The sequence below is a fragment of the Paenibacillus sp. J22R160 genome (assembly GCF_059692135.1).
Window position 1 is genome coordinate 30,532 of the sequence record NZ_JCAUAU010000019.1, and the last position, 20,708, is coordinate 51,239.

General features: G+C 46.6%; 21 protein-coding genes. 17 read left to right on the plus strand and 4 right to left on the minus strand.

The genetic code is table 11. The annotated features are described in order from the left end of the window. Positions 1-118 precede the first annotated feature (118 nt). The 4 genes from hisS (at position 119) to AC58UW_RS26515 (ending at position 5,839) form a co-directional block, all read left to right on the plus strand. The gene (hisS, locus tag AC58UW_RS26500) at positions 119-1,384 is read left to right on the plus strand and encodes a histidine--tRNA ligase (protein WP_497423554.1); all 1,266 of its coding nucleotides are present in this window, start codon (positions 119-121) and stop codon (positions 1,382-1,384) included. A gap of 44 nt (positions 1,385-1,428) precedes the next feature. Continuing rightward, the gene (gene aspS / locus AC58UW_RS26505) at positions 1,429-3,207 is read left to right on the plus strand and encodes an aspartate--tRNA ligase (protein WP_497423555.1); all 1,779 of its coding nucleotides are present in this window, start codon (positions 1,429-1,431) and stop codon (positions 3,205-3,207) included. A 25-nt stretch (positions 3,208-3,232) separates the two neighbouring features. Continuing rightward, positions 3,233-3,985, plus strand: a complete 753-nt coding sequence (locus tag AC58UW_RS26510) for a tRNA threonylcarbamoyladenosine dehydratase (RefSeq protein WP_497423556.1) — start codon at positions 3,233-3,235, stop codon at positions 3,983-3,985. Positions 3,986-4,519: 534 nt separating this feature from the next. Beyond that, positions 4,520-5,839 (plus strand): replication-associated recombination protein A, encoded by a 1,320-nt coding sequence (locus AC58UW_RS26515; RefSeq protein ID WP_497423557.1) that lies wholly within the window; start codon positions 4,520-4,522, stop codon positions 5,837-5,839. Here the strand turns inward: AC58UW_RS26515 and AC58UW_RS26520 are convergent. From AC58UW_RS26520 to mnmA, 3 genes are all read right to left on the minus strand, one after another. Continuing rightward, positions 5,834-6,208: a DUF3889 domain-containing protein gene (locus AC58UW_RS26520; protein ID WP_497423558.1), complete on the minus strand. Its 375-nt coding sequence runs from the start codon at positions 6,206-6,208 to the stop codon at positions 5,834-5,836. The two genes, AC58UW_RS26515 and AC58UW_RS26520, sit on opposite strands and share 6 nt — an antisense overlap. Positions 6,209-6,351: 143 nt before the next feature. Continuing rightward, positions 6,352-7,035 (minus strand): AlkZ-related protein, encoded by a 684-nt coding sequence (locus AC58UW_RS26525; RefSeq protein WP_497423629.1) that lies wholly within the window; start codon positions 7,033-7,035, stop codon positions 6,352-6,354. A gap of 51 nt (positions 7,036-7,086) precedes the next feature. Continuing rightward, positions 7,087-8,175 (minus strand): tRNA 2-thiouridine(34) synthase MnmA, encoded by a 1,089-nt coding sequence (gene mnmA, locus AC58UW_RS26530; RefSeq protein ID WP_497423559.1) that lies wholly within the window; start codon positions 8,173-8,175, stop codon positions 7,087-7,089. A gap of 402 nt (positions 8,176-8,577) precedes the next feature. On the opposite strand from mnmA, the gene cymR reads away from it, so the two are divergent. The 5 genes from cymR (at position 8,578) to AC58UW_RS26555 (ending at position 12,135) form a co-directional block, all read left to right on the plus strand. Beyond that, positions 8,578-8,997 carry a cysteine metabolism transcriptional regulator CymR gene (gene cymR / locus AC58UW_RS26535; RefSeq protein ID WP_477499454.1) on the plus strand — a complete coding sequence of 140 codons (420 nt, stop codon included), beginning with the start codon at positions 8,578-8,580 and terminating at the stop codon, positions 8,995-8,997. 10 nt (positions 8,998-9,007) lie between these two features. Further along, positions 9,008-10,156 (plus strand): cysteine desulfurase family protein, encoded by a 1,149-nt coding sequence (locus AC58UW_RS26540; RefSeq protein WP_497423560.1) that lies wholly within the window; start codon positions 9,008-9,010, stop codon positions 10,154-10,156. Between the two features lie 28 nt (positions 10,157-10,184). Next, the gene (locus tag AC58UW_RS26545) at positions 10,185-10,706 is read left to right on the plus strand and encodes a PRC-barrel domain-containing protein (protein WP_497423561.1); all 522 of its coding nucleotides are present in this window, start codon (positions 10,185-10,187) and stop codon (positions 10,704-10,706) included. 10 nt (positions 10,707-10,716) lie between these two features. Next, positions 10,717-10,917: a YrzR-like zinc ribbon domain gene (locus AC58UW_RS26550; protein ID WP_079419326.1), complete on the plus strand. Its 201-nt coding sequence runs from the start codon at positions 10,717-10,719 to the stop codon at positions 10,915-10,917. A 147-nt stretch (positions 10,918-11,064) separates the two neighbouring features. Further along, complete coding sequence (locus AC58UW_RS26555; protein ID WP_497423630.1) at positions 11,065-12,135, plus strand: AI-2E family transporter; 1,071 nt, start codon at positions 11,065-11,067, stop codon at positions 12,133-12,135. A gap of 232 nt (positions 12,136-12,367) precedes the next feature. Here the strand turns inward: AC58UW_RS26555 and AC58UW_RS26560 are convergent, their stop codons facing one another. After that, entirely contained in the window at positions 12,368-12,673 is a 306-nt protein-coding gene (locus AC58UW_RS26560) for a DUF3951 domain-containing protein (RefSeq protein WP_497423562.1), read from the minus strand. A gap of 381 nt (positions 12,674-13,054) precedes the next feature. On the opposite strand from AC58UW_RS26560, the gene alaS reads away from it, so the two are divergent. The 8 genes from alaS to AC58UW_RS26600 all read left to right on the plus strand — a co-directional run bounded on the left by alaS (position 13,055) and on the right by AC58UW_RS26600 (position 20,586). Further along, complete coding sequence (gene alaS, locus AC58UW_RS26565; RefSeq protein ID WP_497423563.1) at positions 13,055-15,682, plus strand: alanine--tRNA ligase; 2,628 nt, start codon at positions 13,055-13,057, stop codon at positions 15,680-15,682. Between the two features lie 113 nt (positions 15,683-15,795). Beyond that, positions 15,796-16,056 carry an IreB family regulatory phosphoprotein gene (locus AC58UW_RS26570; protein WP_028555746.1) on the plus strand — a complete coding sequence of 87 codons (261 nt, stop codon included), beginning with the start codon at positions 15,796-15,798 and terminating at the stop codon, positions 16,054-16,056. A gap of 17 nt (positions 16,057-16,073) precedes the next feature. After that, positions 16,074-16,490, plus strand: coding sequence for a Holliday junction resolvase RuvX (ruvX, locus tag AC58UW_RS26575; RefSeq protein ID WP_497423564.1), 417 nt, complete (start codon positions 16,074-16,076; stop codon positions 16,488-16,490). A gap of 6 nt (positions 16,491-16,496) precedes the next feature. Next, complete coding sequence (locus tag AC58UW_RS26580; protein ID WP_056610485.1) at positions 16,497-16,805, plus strand: DUF1292 domain-containing protein; 309 nt, start codon at positions 16,497-16,499, stop codon at positions 16,803-16,805. Beyond that, positions 16,802-17,098 (plus strand): DUF1292 domain-containing protein, encoded by a 297-nt coding sequence (locus AC58UW_RS26585; protein WP_497423565.1) that lies wholly within the window; start codon positions 16,802-16,804, stop codon positions 17,096-17,098. The genes AC58UW_RS26580 and AC58UW_RS26585 overlap by 4 nt, the downstream gene beginning before the upstream one ends. 109 nt (positions 17,099-17,207) lie before the next feature. Beyond that, a complete protein-coding gene (mltG, locus tag AC58UW_RS26590) occupies positions 17,208-18,308 on the plus strand; it encodes an endolytic transglycosylase MltG (protein WP_497423631.1) in 1,101 nt (366 codons plus the stop codon). A 38-nt stretch (positions 18,309-18,346) separates the two neighbouring features. Continuing rightward, complete coding sequence (locus AC58UW_RS26595; protein ID WP_497423566.1) at positions 18,347-19,276, plus strand: peptidase U32 family protein; 930 nt, start codon at positions 18,347-18,349, stop codon at positions 19,274-19,276. Positions 19,277-19,302: 26 nt separating this feature from the next. Continuing rightward, a complete protein-coding gene (locus tag AC58UW_RS26600; protein WP_497423567.1) occupies positions 19,303-20,586 on the plus strand; it encodes a peptidase U32 family protein in 1,284 nt (427 codons plus the stop codon). The last annotated feature ends 122 nt before the right edge of the window (positions 20,587-20,708 follow it).

Sequence of the window (20,708 nt, forward strand, 5' to 3'; positions counted from 1 at the left end):
GAATGTGGGTGGTACCACGGGTGAATTTGTTAATCAAATCTCTCGTCCCTGACAAACGTCGGGGGTGGGGGGTTTTTTTGTTATATAACCAAGATCAAGATAAAGGGAGGTTGAACACATGAGCATTCAAAAGCCAAAAGGCACGCAGGACCTGCTTCCCGGCGAAGTGGAAAAGTGGCAGTACCTGGAAAGTAAGGCAAGAGACTTATGTCAAAGATTTAACTACAAAGAAATCCGTTCGCCCATTTTCGAGAGTACGGAGCTTTTCTCCAGAGGTGTTGGAGAAACTACGGATATTGTCGAGAAAGAAATGTACACATTTCTGGATAAAGGCGATCGCAGCATTTCCTTGCGTCCAGAAGGGACAGCTGGCGTTGTTCGGGCTTATGTAGAAAATAAGCTATACGGAGTGCCAGATTTGACGAAGTTGTACTATGTGGGACCTATGTTCCGCTACGAACAGCCGCAAGCAGGAAGATACCGTCAGTTCCATCAGTTCGGGATTGAGGCTTTCGGATCCGTTGATCCAAGCATCGATGCAGAAGTTATTGCGCTGGGGTACACCTTTTACAAAGAAATTGGATTAAAAGAAGTAACCGTGGAAATTAACTCAGTGGGCACACCATCCGTTAGAACGGTTTACCGCGAGAAGCTGCAGGAATTCTTTGCGCCAGTGAAACATTTGCTTTGCAAAGATTGTCAGTCTCGATTTGACCGCAATCCTATGCGAATTCTTGATTGCAAAACCGATCAGAAGTACGGGGAAGGCGCTCCTGAAATTCTGGATTATTTGGACGAAGAATGTTCCACACACTTCTCGTTGGTTAGAGAGCACCTAACCGCTATGGACATTCCATATAGGGTTAATCCTCGTCTAGTGCGCGGACTTGATTATTACACACACACTGCTTTTGAATACAAAGCAGCGGGCATTGGAGCTATCGATACAATTGGCGGCGGCGGCCGTTACAACGGTCTCGTTGAGCAAATTGGCGGTCATGGTACAGATCAGCCAGGCGTAGGTTTGGGATTAGGACTTGAGCGCATTCTGCTAGTGCTGCAAGCGCAAGGTGTTGAGATCCCGAAACCGGAGCCGCTCGATGTATACCTCATCGGATTAGGTGAGCCTGCCGAGAAAGAAGTCACGAAGCTGCTGCACCAGTTAAGGATTCAAGGCCTCAAAGCTGAGAAGGATTACCAAGGGCGCAAATTGAAGGCGCAAATGAAATCAGCAGACCGTTTTCAAGCGAAGTATGTGGGGATTCTCGGAGACGATGAGTTGGCCCACGGCGAAATTACGCTGAAGCAAATGGAAACAGGTTCTCAAGTCATTGTAAGTCTAGTGGATCTTGCCTCAAATGCTGCAAAGACACTATTCGAATAGATAGCTTTGAATGATTTAACTACTCATGAGGAGGCAATAATATTATGATGCTCAAAACACATCATTGCGGGCAGCTTACGAAAGCCCAGGTAGGACAGACTGTTATTTTAAACGGGTGGGTACAAAGAAGACGTGACTTAGGCGGCGTTCTATTTATTGATCTTCGTGACCGCAGCGGGCTTGTACAGACTGTATTTAACCCAGATTTCTCAGGGGACGCGCTAGCTATTGCTGACCGTGCACGTAACGAATATGTGCTTGCCGTAAAAGGGAAAATCGTAGAACGTGATGCGGAAACCATTAATAAAAACATCCCAACAGGTGAAATTGAAATTCAAGTAACGGAAATCGAAATCATGAACGCAGCCAAAACACCTCCGTTCTTCATTGAAGACGGTGTAGACGTGGATGAAGCCGTTCGTTTGAAATACCGCTATTTGGACCTTCGTCGTCCGGAAATGCAAAGAACATTAATGCTTCGCTCGAAAGCGTCCAAAGTTTTCCGCAATTTCTTGGATGACCAAGGATTTGTGGAAGTTGAAACACCGATTTTGACGAAAAGCACACCGGAAGGCGCTCGCGATTACTTGGTGCCAAGCCGTGTTCACCCTGGCGAATTTTTCGCACTGCCGCAATCTCCACAAATTTTCAAACAGCTGTTGATGGTTAGTGGTTTGGAGCGTTACTACCAAATCGCACGTTGTTTCCGCGATGAAGACCTTCGTGCAGACCGTCAACCGGAATTTACACAAGTCGACATTGAGACTTCATTCCTAGCACAAGATCAGCTGCTGGACATTTTGGAAGAGCTTGTCGTTAACTTGATGAGAGAGACTGCGCAAGTCGAAATTCCACGTCCATTCCAACGTATTACGCATGCAGATGCGATGGCGAAATATGGTTCAGACAAACCGGATCTGCGTTTCGGACTTGAGCTAGAAGATGTATCGGATATTGTTCAAACTTCCGGTGTTCAAGTATTTGCCAATGTGGTTACAGGCGGAGGCCAAGTTAAAGCGCTGAATGCCAAAGGTTGCGGTACTTGGAGCCGTAAAGAGATCGATGACCTGCTGCCTTTCGCGGCGCGTTACGGAGCCAAAGGCTTAGCGTGGATTCAAGTTAAAGACGGCGAATTCAAAGGGCCTATCGTGAAATTCTTTAACGAAGCTGAAATTGCTGCTTTAACTGAGCGTCTTGGCGCTGAAGAAGGAGATCTACTTCTTTTCTCCGCTGATAAAAAGAAAGTCGTAGCCGACGTTCTAGGGAATCTTCGTCTGAAAATCGGTCGTCAACTTGGACTTATCGACGATTCCAAGTTCAAGTATGCATGGGTCGTAGATTTCCCGCTGCTTGGATACGACGAAGAAGCAAAACGTTATGTGGCAGAACACCATCCGTTCACGCGTCCTAATGAAGACGACCTTCATTTCTTTGACACTGACCCAGGTCAAATTCGTGCGCAAGCGTATGACCTTGTTTTGAACGGCTATGAAGTAGGCGGCGGTTCCATGCGTATCTACCAACGTGATGTACAAGAAAAAATGTTCGGAGCACTTGGATTCTCCAAAGAAGAAGCAGCGGAGAAATTCGGCTTCTTGCTAGAAGCGTTCGAATATGGAACGCCTCCACACGGCGGTTTCGCATTCGGTTTCGACCGTTTGGTGATGCTGATTACAGGTCGTACCAACTTGAGAGAAACGATTGCATTCCCGAAAACAGCGAGCGCGACTGACCTGTTGACGGATGCACCGGGAACTGTAGATGACAAACAGCTTGATCAGCTGTCGATTCGCTTAGCGCTTAAGCAGCCTGCTAAAGCCTAAGAACATTGAAAGAGGACGTGTTTCTATGCTTCACCAATTTTCGCGGACTGAACTAGCCATTGGCCCTGAAGGTCTAGATATTATGAAAAACAGCACCGTCGCCGTTTTGGGTATCGGCGGTGTTGGTGCAATCGCTGCTGAAGCGTTGGCGCGTACAGGGGTCGGACGGCTCATTCTGATCGACAAGGATGTTGTCGACATCACGAATATCAACCGTCAGATTCATGCCCTTACGACGACCGTAGGGCAGCCTAAAGCCGATCTGATGCGCGATCGCATCAAATTGATTAATCCGGAATGCGATGTTATCTCCATGCGGATGTTCTATACAGAGGAAACCTATGAGGAAGTGTTCGCTCATCACATCGATTACGTGCTTGATGCAAGTGACACCATTTCTTATAAAATTCATCTGATTAAGCAGTGCCTGGAGCGGAAAATTCCGATCATCTCCAGCATGGGAGCCGCTAATAAAATGGACCCTTCGCAGTTTAAGGTTGCGGATATTTCCAAAACAAGCATGGATCCGATCGCTCGGGTCGTGCGTCAGAAACTGCGTAAAGAAGGCATCAAAAAAGGTGTCAAAGTCGTCTTCTCGACCGAAGAGCCGATGAAACCGCGTGAAGACGTCACGCAACAAATCGTACCAGCGAATGCGCCAGAAATTCGCAAAGCGAAGCAGCCTCCGGCGAGCAACGCTTTCGTTCCTCCGGTGGCAGGATTGATCATGGTGAGCGTCGCCGTGAAGGATCTTTTGGAGATTGGTTTGAAGAAGTAAGAAAGAGCGGAAGAGGGGCTATCTTAACAGGTCAGAAATGACCTATTGAGATAGCCCCTTTCTGCTGTCGGAACATCGTGCGAGGGAACTACAGGGCGCCACCCCAACCCCAACCCCAACCCCAACCCCAACCCCAACCCCAACCCCAACCCCAACCCATCCTGTAGACTGCGACTTGACCTGACTCCCCCTACCATTGAGCCGTACCCAACTCGACCCGTGCTAGTCCCAGTTTGATGTATTTTGTACATCAAATATGTGTACTCCAACCCTAAACCGCTCAGATCCTGCAAAATGTGCAGCAAATTCCGAGTGATTGCCCGATTTCCAACCAATTCGCGATTATTACTGTAGGTAATACAGTAACCTATCTCGAAATATCCATTTCGTATCAAACTTACTGTACAAAATACAGCTTCCCATCGCGCCTATGCCATGCCTAGCACTCATCAAAGCCGTAAGACATGACAGTCTATCCCATGAAGGGTATAATGGAAAATGTCTATTTAAACCCAATGCAAAGGAATAACCAACATGGACTTGTTTACATATGCCTCATCGCAAGAACCGACCGGCAAGCTGCTCGCCGACCGCATGCGTCCTACAACGCTGGATGAATACATCGGCCAGGAGCAAATTGTCGGCAAAGGCAAGCTGTTGCGCAGAGCCATTGAAGCGGATCAGGTGAGCTCTATCCTGCTATATGGTCCACCAGGCACAGGGAAAACCACCCTCGCGAATATCATCGCGAACCGGACAAAGGGCGAGTTCATGAAGCTGAACGCTGTCGATGCTTCGGTCAAGGATGTGCGAGAAATCATCGAGCTCGCCAAGACCAATAAAGCGATGTACGGCCGCAAGACGATCCTGTTCCTGGACGAGGTGCATCGCTTCAACACCTCGCGGCAGGATGCGCTGCTGCCTGCCGTAGAGCAGGGCATCCTCATCTTCATCGGGGCGACCACAGAGAACCCGTTTCACCATGTGAACGGGGCTCTGCTGTCGCGCTCGACGCTGTTTCAGCTCGAGCCCCTCACGGCGGAGCATGCGCTCATCGCCATGCGAAGAGCCATCGCCGATCCCGATAAGGGGCTCGGCTTCATGCGCCTCCAAGTGGACGAGGAGGCGCTAGAGCATATTGCGCAGATGGCCGTTGGCGACATCCGCCGCTCTTTGAACGCGCTGGAGCTGGCAGCGCTGACGACCTCGCCCGAACCGGATGGTACGGTTAGGATCACGCCCCTGGTGGCGGAGGAGTCGATCCGCCGCCCTATCGTGAAAGCGGACGAGTCGACGCAGTATGACGTCTTGTCCGCCTTTCACAAGAGCGTGCGCGGCTCCAGTGACGCCGCGCTGTTCTGGTTCTTGTATGCCGTCGAGAAGCTCGGCATGGACCCTATGACGTTCCTGCGGCGGCTTATCGTCGCCAGCAGTGAAGATATCGGCCTGGCCAACCCGCAGGCCATGGTGCAGTCTGTGACGGCCATGGACGCGTACCACAAGATTGGCTGGCCGGAATCGAAGTACGTCATTTCCCAGGCAATTTTATTCGCTGTAGAGAGTCCGAAATCGAATTCGATCCCAATCGCTATTTCTCGAGCGGAACAGTTGATGGAGCGCGTACAATCTGCGGACGTGCCGCTTCATTTGCGAGATACGCACTATAAGGGAGCAGAGAAGCTCGGACACAAAGGATATATGTATCCGCATGATTATCCGGGTCATTATGTGCAACAGCAGTATTTACCGGATGAGATTAAACATGAAATCATCTTTGCGGCCAACGAGCAGGGAACAGAAGATAAAATGCGGCAGAATCAACACAAAAGAAGAGGGAAGCCTGCAGATCTATAGGATCTGTAAGTTCCCTCTTCTTTCTTGTTCCATTTCAATGGTAAAAAGCTTTTCAGACACAGGGTCATACCGTATGGATACGATTAGCGGAAATTCAACGCCTTGATGTCTAACCCAGAAGCGAAATTGCTGCTGATCCACCCCAGGTGCTACATGAGAATGTCCCAAATACTTGTAATCTAGCAAGGTGTATACTTTGCCGGCTTCATGAAAAGCGATTCGGCTCCATTTGGCATAGAGGAGGTCAGGTTGTTGAGATGGAGCGGGTTGTCGGGCTATAGCTTCTAGGATATCTGTTTCCATGCTCGCTTGTGCTGCGCCGCACCAACTTAGTCCAAGCAGGAGAAACACGGCTGAGATTTTTCTCATTCGCTCACACCTTTCGTCTTTATGGTTCGCGTAGGCGCAAGGCTGCATACTTGCAGGTGCTGAGGTAAATTAGGGTACTTTTTGCAGATAGAGGGGATAAAAAAAGAGCCTCGTAAGAGGCCCTTGTCTTGTTTGCCAAACCCTTATAAATTAAAAATTTTTCCAAGATACTGAACAGCTTTTGAGCTATAACGCTCGTGCATATAGGCTCTAAACTGATTCTTCGCTTCAGGAGTAGGTGAAGAATTCACCGTTAGGCGATGAAGCTCCATCCAATGAAGTGCGGTCATGTAGCAGGTGCTATTCCAGCCGTTTTTGGTCCCATTGGCATTCAAACGCTCAGTAATTCCTGCTATGACAATGTCTGTTTTACTTTGCAGTTCAATGAGGGCGCGGTCGAAATCACTTTTGGATTCTTTGGCCTTCATCCCAATTTTGGATCGAAGTTCTTTGACATCAATACCTTCGTTCGCTTCAACAGCTTGATACAGCTCGACGGCAGATTTGGGAAGCTGCCCATCTTCATAGCGTTCTTCCACGGAGTAAGGGTCTTCTAACAAATTTTTCAACAACGGGAAGAGGTCCGCTGAAATTAATAATGGTTTCTTTGCAAAAAAACGTCCATAAGCTGCAAGTCCGTCACCTGGCAGACGATCCCGCCAAAGCCAAGGATCCGTGTCTAGGCCCGTATGCCATTGTTCTTTTGTTGTCATGGATTCAAGTGAAGGATGATCCGGTATGAAAGAAGAGAGAGGTAGAATGCCGACCTCTTTCACGATTTTTGTAACATCCTCGTACGTAGCAGCCTGCAGAGTCACTTCATTCATTTTAACCAAACTGATCATCCTTCCTTCTTGAAGTATCTATTTTACCTCGTATTATTTATGAACCTTATCGATCACACCGCCGCCTAAACAAACCTCACCATCATAGAAAACAACGGATTGTCCAGGTGTTACTGCCTTCTGCGGGGAATCAAATACGACTTGGGCCGTCCCATCCTCCATAAAGGTTAGAACAACACCTTGGTCAGGCTGACGGTAGCGGAATTTCGCTGTGCAGGTGAAAGCACCTTGGGGTCTCTTCGGAGAGATCCAGTTGACATCTGTCGCTGTAAGCCCCTTGGAGTAAATTCCAGGGTACTGCTCGCCTTGAACGACAAGAAGCTCGTTGGTTTCCAAATTTTTATCCACAACAAACCAGGGTTCGCCAGAACCTGAACCGCCAATGCCAAGACCTTGTCTTTGACCTAACGTGTAGTACATCAGCCCGTCGTGGCGGCCTTTTACCTCGCCGTTGCGGATATCAACCATGTTGCCGGGTTTAGCAGGCAAGTATTGGCTGAGGAACTCTTTGAAGTCGCGCTCGCCGATGAAGCAAATGCCCGTGCTGTCTTTTTTCTTTGCTGTTGCAAGACCAGCTGCTTCGGCAATTTTACGAACCTCAGGTTTCGGCAGATGACCGATCGGGAACATCGCTTTGGACAGCTGCTGCTGTGTTAGCACGTTGAGGAAGTAAGTTTGATCCTTGCCTGGATCATTGCCCCGCAGGAGCACGTACTCGCCATCTTGTTCTTTCACTTGGGCATAGTGGCCAGTTGCGATGTAGTCGCCGCCTAAATCTAGGACTTTCTGGAGCAATTCACCGAATTTGATTTCTCTGTTGCACATGACATCCGGATTCGGCGTACGACCTTTGGTGTACTCGTCCAAGAAATAAGCAAACACCTTATCGTAGTACTGTTTTTCAAAATTAACTGTATAAAAAGGGATTCCGAGCTGATCGCATACTCTTCGGACATCCTCTGCATCTTCTTCGGCTGTGCAATGTCCAAACTCATCAGTATCGTCCCAGTTTTTCATGAAAATGCCGATGACTTCATATCCTTGCTCTTTCAAGAGCAGTGCGGCAACAGAAGAATCGACACCCCCGGACATACCTAGAATGACACGTGTTTTTTTATTCATGGCTTGTGTTCCTCTTTTCTATCCTGTGAGACTTTTTTAGTAGATAAGAAAGTATACTTATTTTACTTTTGCTTCACTCTACCTTGACAAATGCGCTCGTCCTAAAAGGCCGGCGAAGTCGTTTATCCTTGAAACTCTTCCTATTATACATCTCTCTAGTTAAAAATTAAAATATTTCATGAGAATGTCATTGTTTTTCCCCCACAGAACAAGGAATTATGATACCATAGATACGATATACGGATGTTTAGGAATGTTTTTGTTAAAAATGGAAACGCTGTTTACCTAGATAGGGACGAGCATGATGTCTGAATATGGACAAAGCAGAAGGTAAACAACTCACAATTTCTCGTAATATCAATTAGCCCCCTTGATGGCATAAATGTTGAATGAGGTGTAATTTTGAAAATTTCCACAAAAGGCCGCTATGGTTTAACGATCATGATGGAGCTGGCCAATCGAGTAGGTGAAGGTCCGACTTCACTCAAAAGTATTGCCGAAAAGCATCAGCTATCCGAGCACTATCTCGAGCAGCTTGTTGCTCCTTTGCGTAACGCGGGATTGGTCAAAAGCATTCGTGGAGCGTACGGTGGATATATTCTCTCCAAGGCTGCTGATCAAGTGACAGCAGGTGAAGTGATTCGCGTGTTGGAAGGACCGATTAGTCCTGTTGACTTTACGGAAGAAGATGACCCGGCTAAGCGCGACTTATGGATCCGTATCCGTGACAGCATTGCGGAAGTACTAGATTCTACAACGCTTGCGAACCTAATCTCTTTCGAAGACGCAGGTCAGCACGACAATTACATGTTTTATATTTAAAGGTGATTTTATGAATCCTATTTATCTTGATCACGCGGCGACCACGCCGGTGCATCCCGACGTTATGGAAGCGATGCTTCCTTATTATACAGCCTATTTTGGCAATCCTTCCAGCACGCATAGCTTCGGCAGAGCGACGAGAACAGCACTTAACCGGTTTCGTGACGCTATGGCGAAGTCGCTTTACTGCCTCCCTGGTGAGCTCATCTTTACGAGCGGCGGGACTGAGAGCAACAATATGGCGATCTTTGGGATCATCCATGCGAGCAATAATGGCAAGAAACATATCATTACGACAGAGATAGAGCACCATGCCGTTCTGCATCCCTGTGAACGGCTGGAGAACCTCGGTTACGAGGTCACTTACCTTCCAGTAGGTCCGACTGGTCTTATTCAAGTCGAAGATGTGGAGTCGGCTATTCGTCCCGATACGGCTCTCATCTCCATCATGTATGTGAATAATGAAATTGGTACGATTCAACCGATTGTAGAAGTTGGCCGGTTAGCGCGAAGCCGGAACATTCCTTTTCACGTTGATGCCGTTCAAGCCTTAGGTAAATTGCCGCTGAATCTTCATGAATTGCCGATTGATTTACTAAGCTTATCTGCTCATAAAATTTATGGTCCTAATGGTGTGGGTGCCTTGTATGTGTCCAAGAACACGAAGCTTGTTCCTCATGTGTATGGTGGCGCACAAGAAAGAAAGCGTCGTGCGGGAACAGAGAATGTAGCTGCTATAGCAGGGTTTGCCAAGGCAATTGAGATGTTTCTCCCTATGACAGATACCCTTTATGAGCAAGCTGCTGAGCTTAGACAGTGTATGGTTGCTAGTTTGGAGCAGCAATTAGGCCGTGATCAATTTACGATAAATGGACATGCCGAGCATCAAGCTCCGCATATTCTGAACATCAGCTTTCCTGGCGTATCCACAGAGACGCTGCTTATGAATCTTGATCTAGCAGATGTGGCTGCAGCAAGCGGTTCTGCGTGTACCTCAGGTTCACTTGAGGTGTCTCACGTTCTACAAGCGATGAAACTCCCAGAAAATGTTATAGCCTCTGCCGTTCGATTTAGCTTTGGAATGGGGAATTCTAAAGATCAAATTGAAACAGCTGCCCAGAAAATTGCAACCATTGTCAAACGGCTGCGTACTAATTAGTACCGGGTGGTTCTAGGAGGAAAACACCTTGCGCAGAGCGCATGATTTGATCGGACTTCCCGTTCTGACGGTAGATTCCGGTAAACAAATTGGCCAAGTAAAAGATTTGATGATTGACCCTGAATGGAACATACGAGGCATTATTCTAGAAGCAAAGATGTGGTTTTCCTCCTTACGGTACGTACCGTGGGATGGAGTTGTCGCTGCAGGCGAAGATGCCGTTACCATACCGAACCAAAATGTCATAGTCGAGTTTGAGCAGGCAGATGAATGCCATGCTTTTCTGGAAGGAAGCCACCCAATTAAAGGTCTTCCAGTCGTTACAGTCGGTGGAGACAAATTAGGCGTGGTAGAAGATGTTTATTTAAACCAAGATTGGGGTAAACAAATAGTAGGTTATGAATTGTCCGAAGGGTTTATTTCTGATTTAAAGGAAGGGCGTAAATGGCTTCCCATGCCGGATTCGGCAACCAAAGGTGAAGATGCCATTATAGTGCCTGTACATTGCTCTCAGGAAGTAGAAGAACTCTTCGTATCCAAAGAAGAATAGGGTGAGCAAGATGCGTTGTCCAAACTGTAATTCCAAAGATATTGGAAAGATCGGTTCCCATCAATTTTATTGCTGGGGTTGCTTTATCGAACTCAGCGTTAACGGAGAGAAAATGTCCGTGTATCAAGTAGAGGAAGACGGTACGCTAAGTTCTCTGGATGATTTATTTTTTGAAGAAGAAATGCCATTGATCCAAGAACACGCTAATTAATCATAATAGCAAACGGAGACGTTACTTTTAGGCACATCTGTGCCCAAGAAGTAGCGTCTCTTTGTTTTCGTTCACAAGGTTAATTTGACCAGCATGTACATATACTGTATGAGCGTAGACATATTTAGAATCATTGGGGTGAACGAGATGGAACGTTTTTGGAGAAATCGCTGGTTTGTAGGGCTGGTGTACCTGCTTCTGGCACTGGCATGTGTGTATATGCTGCTGCTAATTAAACCAATTTTACTAAGCTTATTTACCTTTTTAAAAGCGATATTAGCGCCATTTTTCATCGCGGTGATTATTTCCTACATTTTGAATCCGATAGTGAACAAGCTGAACCAGCGCAAAGTGCCGAGAACGATTGCCGTGCTGCTGATTTATTGCGTTTTTATTTCATCACTCACTGTCATTATCATGAATATGACCCCCGTATTTATGACTCAAATCGCAGAGTTGAATGAGCACATGCCGCAGATGGAAATTCGTGCACAATCGATTGTGGATGGCTTTAATCAGAATCGGCTGCTGCCTGACAGTGTGCGAACGGGCTTTAACCACTCATTAACGAAGTTGGAAAATAGCATTTCCATGGCCATATCAAACTACATGAATCAAATTGGAAGCACGATCAGCATGTTGTTTATCGCTTTTATCGTGCCGTTCGTGGCCTTTTATATGATGAAAGACTTTCAGATTATCGAGAAAACGGCGCTTGCTATCGTACCGAAGGAGCATCGTAAGAAAACGGTTAAGCTCCTCATCGATATCGATACTGCGCTTGGGAATTATATTCGCGGCCAACTGTTGGTTTGCGTCATTATTGGAGGGCTTGCCTATTTGGGGTATTGGCTCATTGATATGCCTTATGCGCTTTTGCTCGCTAGCGTTGTGGCGGTTTTCAATATCATTCCGTACCTTGGACCATTTTTTGGAGCCGCGCCGGCGATCATCATGGCTTCAACGATTTCGCTAAAAATGGTGCTGTTCGTAGCGCTTGTGAATTTAACCGTCCAAGTTCTTGAGGGGAATGTCATTTCACCGCAGGTGGTGGGTAAAAAGCTGCATATGCATCCGTTGGTTATTATCTTTGCCTTATTGGTAGGCGGGGAAGTAGCGGGTATTGTCGGATTAATATTAGCGGTGCCCTTCTTCGCGGTCATGAAGGTTATTATTCAGCACGTGTTCTTGCATTATGTTCATAGGCCCACGACATAGCTGTTTAAGGTAAATGCACAAATAGACGCACAAAACCCCCGTGCATCATGACTTGCGGGATCATGGTACACAGGGGTTTTGCACGAGGGTTGAGGATATTAAAGGGTGTGGCGTACGTAAACCATCGAATGGGCTACGGAATAAATGTTACGTTGATTCTTATGTTGCTTCGTTCGATAATGAAAATCATTATCAATGAATTTAGTATATCTCCGTTGAGAACGATTGTCAACTACGTTTTTAGACCTTTATTTTTGTCGTCACCTTGATCGGTATTTTCTTCTTTTTCTTCCTTCTGCTCTTGAAATTCAACGCGGGTTTGACCTGTTATATAATCGAAAGGATTATATCGGCTATCCGGAATTTCCTTCTTGATGAGCGCTTTAGCCATAATATAGATCACGATTACAAAAACAGGTGTAATTAACCCTAGCAGCGTAAGTGTTGAGAAATCCATTAGCATCACTTCCTCGCGAATATGTTGGAACGTTCTTGTATTGTACTTACGATGCCCACACCAAACTGGTTCCGTGATCATTTATGAATATTGACACGGTTCAGGCATAAAGTTATAATTTGCCTTATCTAGATCTACTGCAAAAGCGTTGATGAAATTGAAGTAAGTCATAGTCCACTGTCAGAGATGAGGTTCCGGAATGCAGCTTTCATTGCGAATCCGGCTGGAAGAACCTCTCGGTGCTAGGATGGCTGAACGCTAATTTCGGAGTGTGGATGAACTCCACCGGATGGACCCGTTACAGATCCGCACAAGGAGATTGCTTGATTTCCTCTGCCGCAAGCTGGGTGGAAGGGAAACGCAATAACCAGGGTGGTACCGCGATGATTCGTCCCTGTATGTTACAGGGGCGTTTTTTGTTTGTTTTCAAACATTATAGGTAAATATGGAGGCTTGAGAGAGATGAAGGCAAGTGAAATTCGTTCCAAATGGTTGCAGTTCTTCGCAAGTAAAGGGCATAAAGTAGAGCCCAGCTCTTCGCTTGTTCCGCATAATGATCCGTCGTTGCTATGGATTAACGCCGGTATTGCGCCCTTAAAGCCTTATTTGGACGGACGGGAAATCCCGGAGAATCCGCGTATTACCAATGCTCAGAAATGTATTCGCACGAACGATATTGAGAATGTAGGGAAAACGCGCCGTCACCATACCTTTTTCGAAATGTTAGGCAACTTCTCTATCGGTGATTACTTTAAAAAAGAAGTCATTCCATGGGCATGGGAATTTTTGACGGATCCACAATGGATCGGTTTTGATCCGAATCGTATTTCCGTTACTGTACACGAAGATGATGAAGAAGCTTTTGAGATTTGGCATAAACAAATCGGTATCCCGGAAGAGCGTATCTACAAGCTCAAAGAAGATAATTTCTGGGACATCGGCGAAGGTCCATGTGGCCCTTGTACAGAGATTTTCTATGACCGTGGCGACAAATACGGCGATTTATCCGATCCTGAGTGCTGGCCAGGGGGAGAAAACGAACGCTTCTTGGAAGTGTGGAACCTTGTATTTACACAATTCAACCATAATAAGGACGGCAGCTACACACCGCTTCCTAACAAAAATATTGATACAGGAGCAGGACTGGAGCGCTTCGCTTCGATTCTGCAAGACGTAGATTCCAACTTTGACACGGATCTGTTCAAACCGATTATCGATAAGACTTGTGAGCTTACAGGTGTGACGTATCATGTGAACGATGACCACGATGTGGCGCTTAAAGTAATCGCCGATCACATTCGTACGGTTGCTTTCTCCGTCGGCGATGGTGTACTTCCTTCTAATGAAGGACGTGGCTATGTCATCCGCCGTTTGCTGCGCCGTGCTGTGCGTTACGGGAAAGTGCTTGGTCAAGATAAACCGTTCCTATTCAAACTGGTTGCTACCGTCGGTGAAATCATGGGCGTTTACTACACAGAGGTAGTAGACAAACGCGAGTTTATCGAGAAGGTCATCCGTACGGAAGAAGAGCGGTTCCATGAAACGTTAAGTGATGGTTTGGTCATCCTCGCGGAGATGGTTGAAAAGACGCGTCAAGCCGGCACGAATCAAATCAGTGGACCGGATGCTTTTAAACTATATGATACGTATGGTTTCCCGTTCGATTTGACGGAAGATTTCGCTTCAGAGAAAGGCTTAACGGTTGATCGTGCAGGATTCGACGCATCCATGCAAGAACAGCGTGACCGCGCAAGAGCAGCTAGTCAAAAAGAAGGCGGAATGAAGGTACAAGGCGGCCCGCTGTCTGAATTGACGGTTAAAAGCGAATTTGTTGGTTATAATGAATTGGTAGTTACTGCTAGTATTGAAGCTATTGTACATGAGAATGAGCTTGTTGACATCGTAGGCGTAGGCGAGACTTGCCAGGTTGTCCTGGACCGTACACCTTTCTATGCAGAAAGCGGCGGTCAGGTGAGCGACTTCGGAACAATCCGCAACAGTCAAGTTACGCTGAAGGTAGAAGATGTCATTAAAGCACCTCATGGGCAGCATGTTCATAAGGTCGTAGTGGAGTCTGGCGTTCTGCGCAAAGGTGACACGGTAGAAGCTATCGTAGCATCTGCTGAGCGTGGGGATATCATTAAGAATCATACGGCTACCCACTTGCTGCATAAAGCGCTGAAAGAAGTTCTGGGCTCGCATGTTAATCAAGCTGGGTCCCTGGTAGAACCGGATCGTTTGCGTTTTGACTTCTCGCATTTCGGCAGCATTAGCAGCGAAGAATTGCAGGATGTTGAGCAGCGCGTGAACCGACAAATTTGGAATAACATCAATGTCGATATTTCATTGAAACCAATTGCTGATGCAAAAGCGATGGGAGCTATGGCACTATTCGGCGAGAAATACGGCGATATCGTGCGCGTTGTGCAAGTCGGCGATTACAGCTTAGAGCTGTGCGGCGGCTGTCACGTTCAGAACACGGGGCAAATCGGTCTATTCAAAATCGTGAGCGAGTCCGGAATCGGATCTGGCGTACGTCGGATCGAAGCTGTTTCTGGCCGCAGCGCTTACGAGTACCTTGACGGGCAGCTGCAATTGTTGAAAGAAGCAGCAAGCATGCTCAAGACGAACGTTCAGGACGTTCCAAAACGTGTAGAAGCAGCTCTGCAGCAAGTGAAGGAGCTAGCACGTGAAAACGAGTCGCTGCGCGGCAAGCTGGGCCGTATTGAAGCAGGATCGTTAACGGATCAAGTGAAGCAAGTTGTTGGCGTTTCGATGCTAGCTGTCCAAGTGAACGCAGCAGATATGGATTCTCTTCGCAACATTGTCGATGAAATGAAGACAAAATTAGGCTCAGCTGTTATCGTTCTAGGCGCAGTGGCTGACGACAAAGTCAATTTAGTTGCAGCCGTTACACCAGATCTTGTTGCAAAAGGCTTCCATGCCGGTAAAATCATTAAAGAGGTAGCTACAGCAGTAGGCGGAAGTGGTGGAGGCCGACCAGATATGGCACAAGCAGGCGGTAAAGACGCTTCCAAATTGCAGGCTGCATTATCCGGTGTTGAGGGACTTCTGTCACAATTTGCATAATTATTTTTTTGGGGGACAGGAATTTTTAAACCCATAGAGAATATAAACCAGTATACAAGGAACAGTTTTCAAATTTTTACAAATGGTATCACAAGGAAAGTGAGGTGCTCCTGATGAGTTCCATGGATAAAACGATGAAGTTCAACGTGAAAGCAGAAGAAATTGAGACATCGCCCAAAGATGTGTTATTAGCGGTGTACGATGCTCTTCAGGAAAAAGGGTATAACCCGATCAACCAGATTGTCGGGTACTTGCTTTCCGGAGATCCTGCTTATATTCCACGGCATAATAATGCGCGCAGCCTCATTCGTAAACGGGAACGGGACGAACTGATTGAAGAGTTGGTTCGTGCTTATCTGGGTCAACACAAATAGAAGGAAATGAGAATTGCATGAGATGGATAGGCTTGGATTATGGGGATAAAACGATTGGTGTAGCGATGAGCGATGAGCTGGGATGGACCGCACAAGCGCTGGAAGTTATACATCGTCGTAAGCCAGGAGAAGACATTGACCGACTGGTTGCGATTGTCGAACAGTATGGTGTCACGAAAATTATCGTTGGCTTACCCAAAAATATGAACAACACGATCGGTCCTCGTGGCGAATTGGCCACCCAGTTCTCGAAAGAATTAGAACAAAAATTAAGTGTACCCGTACACTTGTGGGATGAGCGCTTAACGACCGTTGCGGCGACTCGCACGCTGCTTGAAGCAGATGTGAGCCGGAAGAAACGGAAGCAGGTCATTGATAAAATGGCCGCACAGATCATCCTGCAAGGGTATATGGATGCCAATATGAAGAGGTGAATGAACATGTCCAAAGAAGAATTGCGTGAAGAGGAACCAGAAATCATTTACATCCCGGACGATGAAGGCAACGAAGAAGAGTTCGAGGTTATCATGAAATTCGAAGTGGACGGTTCTGACAAGAAGTACATGATGGTGGTGCCTACTGACGGAGGAGACGAAGAATCCGACGAAGTGTATGCATTCCGTTATGAAGAAGATGACGACGGCGAAGATCTGAAGCTGTTCACCATCGACGATGAAGAAGAGTGGAATATCGTGGAAGAAACTTTTAACACATTAATGGCAGAATTCGATGAGGAAGAAGAAGCATGAGTACGACGCTTTCTGACGTATTGCGTAAAGCTTACGGGGATGATATTATTTTGTTTGATGAGCAAAATGAATCAACGGTTTATCATCTTCTTAAAGAATTCGTTTATGATAATAGAACGTATGCGGTTTTGCAATCCGATGAACTCAAGAAGGAAGACGAGGTTGCGGTTTTCCGAGTGACGCAGAATGCGGACGGCGAATACGAGCTGGAAACCATCGAAGATGACGACGAATTCGAAACCGTTTCGGAGCTTTACGACGAGATGGTATTTCCAGATCAGGATGACTTGTAAGAAGTAAACAACCGAGCGGAGCGCATCCGCTCGTTTTTGTTTGCTTGGAGAGTTTGCGATAGCAGGGTTTTGGTGCTGCAAAACGTTTAGGAGGATCATCGTGAACAACATGTTTGATCAAGAAAGCGCAGGGAATACGACGAAACGAAAGAAGCTGAAGCTAACTCTTCTGATTGCGGGTCTGTTTCTGCTCATCATTATCGGGACAGCAGGCGGTATAGGATTATATATTGCAAATGCACTGCAGCCAGTTGCAGCCTCTGAGCAAGAAGTGAGGGTGTCTATTCCCCAAGGAGCTGGATCTGTACAAATCGCGAAAGAGCTTGAAACGAAGGGACTTATTAAGAACTCATCCATTTTTACGTATTATCTAAAAGTTAAGAAGCAGGGCTCCAGGTTTCAAGCAGGCGAATACGAGATGAAGCCCGGCTTAACGTTTGATGAGATGATTGAAAAGCTGAATAAAGGGGAAACCGTTAAGGAAGAGGTTATTCGTATAACGATTCCTGAAGGATACACCGTTGATCAAATTGCTTCTAAGTTAAGTGAACAGACACCGTGGGACAAAGATGTTTTTCTGAAGCTGGCAGATGCACCTGCAGGCCTGACAGATGAAACCGCCGCGAGCGCCATTCCGGACAACAAGAATTTGAAGCACCGGCTTGAAGGGTATTTGTTCCCGGAAACCTATGAGTTTAAGAAGGGGTCGACGGAACAAGAGTTCATTGAGCGAACGCTGCAGCAGCTGGACAAAAAGCTTGCAACGCTGCCGCCAGACTGGAAGGATAAGCTCCAGGAGCGCGGACTTAGCGTGCATCAGATGCTGACGATCGCATCTTTAATTGAGCGAGAGGTTGTTCAGGACGAAGAGCGCTCTCTTGTTTCTGGTGTTATCCAAAACAGATTGAAAAAGAATATGCCCCTGCAAATTGATGCTACGGTACAATATTTATTTGATAAGTCCAAGGACCGGTTGTTGGAAAAGGATTTGCAAATACAAAGCCCTTATAATACGTACTTGAATACAGGGCTGCCCCCGGGGCCTATTGCCAGTCCGAGCCTTGCCTCTATGAAAGCTGCGATCTATCCGCAAGAAACGAAATATTTGTTTTATGTAACGAAGAAAGACGGCACGAAAGGGCATTTGTTCGCGGAGACATTTGAGGAGCACAAGAAGAATATTGCGGAAAGTAAAAAGGCCGCGAATTAATACCACGTTAGGAAGCTGACAGAAGGTAGGGTAAGCAAGTGAAAAAACCAGAGTTAGTAATTAGCTGCGGCACTGTCGCTGAATTAAAAAGAATGATTGACGCCGGCGCAGACAGCGTGATCATTGGAGAAGAGCGCTACGCTATGCGTCTGCCTGGAGACGTTAAGCTAGAGGAGATCAGAGAATCAGTAGCTTGGGCCCACGAGAAACAGGTAAAGGTGTATGTGTCTGTGAACAAAATTTTTGACAACGACTCCTTGGAGGGGCTGTCAGAGTATTTAAGCAAGCTGCAGGAGTATAACGTAGATGGCATTATTTTCGGCGATCCCGCAGTGCTTATGGCTGCGCGCACTTTACCCAAGCCGCTAGCACTGCATTGGAATGCTGAGATGACTTCAACCAATTTCGCGACAGCGAATTATTGGGGCAGACAAGGTGCAACCCGGGTTGTGCTGGCTAGAGAGCTGAACATGGAGCAGGTATTGGCTTTTAAGGAGAATACGGAGTTAGCCGTTGAAGTTCAAGTACATGGTATCACTAATATTTATCACTCTAAGCGAGAGTTAGTGAGAAATTATATCGAACACCAAGGGAAAGATGCATCCACGGAGGATCGCTCCATTGAACGCGGACTGTTCCTAATTGAGCATGAACGCCGTGATCAGCGTTATCCTGTGTATGAGGATGGTAATGGCACGCATATCATGAGTTCTGAGGATTTTTGCATGCTGGAAAATTTGCCTGAGCTTATGGATGGCGGTATCGATAGTTTCAAAATCGAAGGTCTTTTGAAATCACCCGAGTATAACGAAACGGTTGTTCGCAGCTATCGTGCTGTGATTGACGCTTATGCGGCAAACCCTGAAAACTTTGAGTTCCAGCAGGAATGGCTGGATGCTATAGCAGCATTGCAAGACCCTGAACGCGAATTGTCGTACGGGTTTTTCTATAAAGAACAGGTATATTGATAGATGGAAGAAGGTGCGTTTTCGAGATGACGACAGCATTAGAAGCACGAGCGAGAGGAAAGCGTGTTAGACTGCATAAGCCGGAATTACTAGCCCCTGCGGGCAATTTGGAAAAATTGAAATTCGCCATCCACTACGGAGCCGACGCGGTATATATTGGCGGGCAGAAATATGGTCTCCGTTCTAGCGCAGACAACTTTTCGCTTGAAGAAATGCGTGAAGCGGTTGAGTTTGCGAACGGGTACGGGGCTAAAGTGTTCGTTGCAACGAACATTTACGCGCATAATGAGGACATTGAAGGGCTGGATGAGTACTTACGGGGACTTCAAGAGGTTGGCATCTCGGCTATCATCGCAGCGGATCCGATTATTATGGAAACATGCCGGAGAGTGGCGCCTAAGCTGGAAGTTCATGTGAGCACGCAGCAGTCAGTGATGAACTGGCAAACGGTGAAGTTCTGGAAAGAGCAAGGCATTGAACGTGTGGTTCTGGCCCGCGAAGTGAGCATGGAGGAAATTGATCAGATTAAAACGCATGTCGATGTTGAGATTGAAGCTTTCATTCATGGCGCGATGTGCAGCTCTTACTCCGGCAGATGCGTGCTTTCCAATCATTTCACGGATCGCGACTCTAACCGCGGAGGCTGCTCGCAATCATGCCGTTGGAAATATGATCTATTTGCCAAAGATCAGCCTGAATCATCGCCGCTGGCGACGGATTTGCCTTTGTTTGCCGATGAAGATGATGCCTTTACGATGGGATCGAAGGATCTCAGCATGATTGAACATATTGCCGATATGATTGAATCCGGTGTAGATAGCTTCAAAATTGAAGGAAGGATGAAGAGCATTCATTATGTGGCGACGGTTGTTAATGCTTACCGACAAGCCATTGATGCTTACTTTGAGGATCCGGAACATTTCGAACTCAATCCTGTTTGGCAGGAGGAGATCCATAAAGCGGCCAATCGACCTTTGAATGAGGGCTTCTTCTACGAAGCTCCAGGTCCTGAAGATCACATTTTTGAACCAGAGGATAAAGTAGTCGGTTTTGACTTCGTCGGTCTTGTGATGTCCTATGACGAGGCAACGGGCACCGCGCTGATTCAGCAACGAAATCATTTCAAACCGGGGCAGGAAATTGAGTTCTTCGGACCAGAAGGCACGCATTTTAAACAAAAGGTTGGCGTAATCTGGAATGAAGAGGGTCAGGAGCTGGATGCAGCGAGGCATCCGCTTCAAGTGATTAAACTTAAAACGGAATTTCCTGTAAGAAAATGGGATATGATGCGTAAGAAAACAGGAAAATAGTACCATGGAAGCTTTCTCCAGACTGGGTTATATTGGAGAAAGTTTCTTTTTTTTATTTTCTTTTAGAACGAATATTAAAGGAAATTGTTACATGTTGTCGAAATGAATAAAAAAGATCAATT

Coding starts and splice junctions, on each gene's coding strand:
- hisS (WP_497423554.1), top strand. CDS start 119: ATGAGCATTCAAAAGCCAAAAGGCACGCAGGACCTGCTTCCCGGCGAA.
- aspS (WP_497423555.1), top strand. CDS start 1,429: ATGATGCTCAAAACACATCATTGCGGGCAGCTTACGAAAGCCCAGGTA.
- AC58UW_RS26510 (WP_497423556.1), top strand. CDS start 3,233: ATGCTTCACCAATTTTCGCGGACTGAACTAGCCATTGGCCCTGAAGGT.
- AC58UW_RS26515 (WP_497423557.1), top strand. CDS start 4,520: ATGGACTTGTTTACATATGCCTCATCGCAAGAACCGACCGGCAAGCTG.
- AC58UW_RS26520 (WP_497423558.1), bottom strand. CDS start 6,208: ATGAGAAAAATCTCAGCCGTGTTTCTCCTGCTTGGACTAAGTTGGTGC.
- AC58UW_RS26525 (WP_497423629.1), bottom strand. CDS start 7,035: ATGAATGAAGTGACTCTGCAGGCTGCTACGTACGAGGATGTTACAAAA.
- mnmA (WP_497423559.1), bottom strand. CDS start 8,175: ATGAATAAAAAAACACGTGTCATTCTAGGTATGTCCGGGGGTGTCGAT.
- AC58UW_RS26540 (WP_497423560.1), top strand. CDS start 9,008: ATGAATCCTATTTATCTTGATCACGCGGCGACCACGCCGGTGCATCCC.
- AC58UW_RS26550 (WP_079419326.1), top strand. CDS start 10,717: ATGCGTTGTCCAAACTGTAATTCCAAAGATATTGGAAAGATCGGTTCC.
- AC58UW_RS26555 (WP_497423630.1), top strand. CDS start 11,065: ATGGAACGTTTTTGGAGAAATCGCTGGTTTGTAGGGCTGGTGTACCTG.
- AC58UW_RS26560 (WP_497423562.1), bottom strand. CDS start 12,673: ATGATCACGGAACCAGTTTGGTGTGGGCATCGTAAGTACAATACAAGA.
- alaS (WP_497423563.1), top strand. CDS start 13,055: ATGAAGGCAAGTGAAATTCGTTCCAAATGGTTGCAGTTCTTCGCAAGT.
- AC58UW_RS26570 (WP_028555746.1), top strand. CDS start 15,796: ATGAGTTCCATGGATAAAACGATGAAGTTCAACGTGAAAGCAGAAGAA.
- ruvX (WP_497423564.1), top strand. CDS start 16,074: ATGAGATGGATAGGCTTGGATTATGGGGATAAAACGATTGGTGTAGCG.
- AC58UW_RS26580 (WP_056610485.1), top strand. CDS start 16,497: ATGTCCAAAGAAGAATTGCGTGAAGAGGAACCAGAAATCATTTACATC.
- AC58UW_RS26585 (WP_497423565.1), top strand. CDS start 16,802: ATGAGTACGACGCTTTCTGACGTATTGCGTAAAGCTTACGGGGATGAT.
- mltG (WP_497423631.1), top strand. CDS start 17,208: ATGTTTGATCAAGAAAGCGCAGGGAATACGACGAAACGAAAGAAGCTG.
- AC58UW_RS26600 (WP_497423567.1), top strand. CDS start 19,303: ATGACGACAGCATTAGAAGCACGAGCGAGAGGAAAGCGTGTTAGACTG.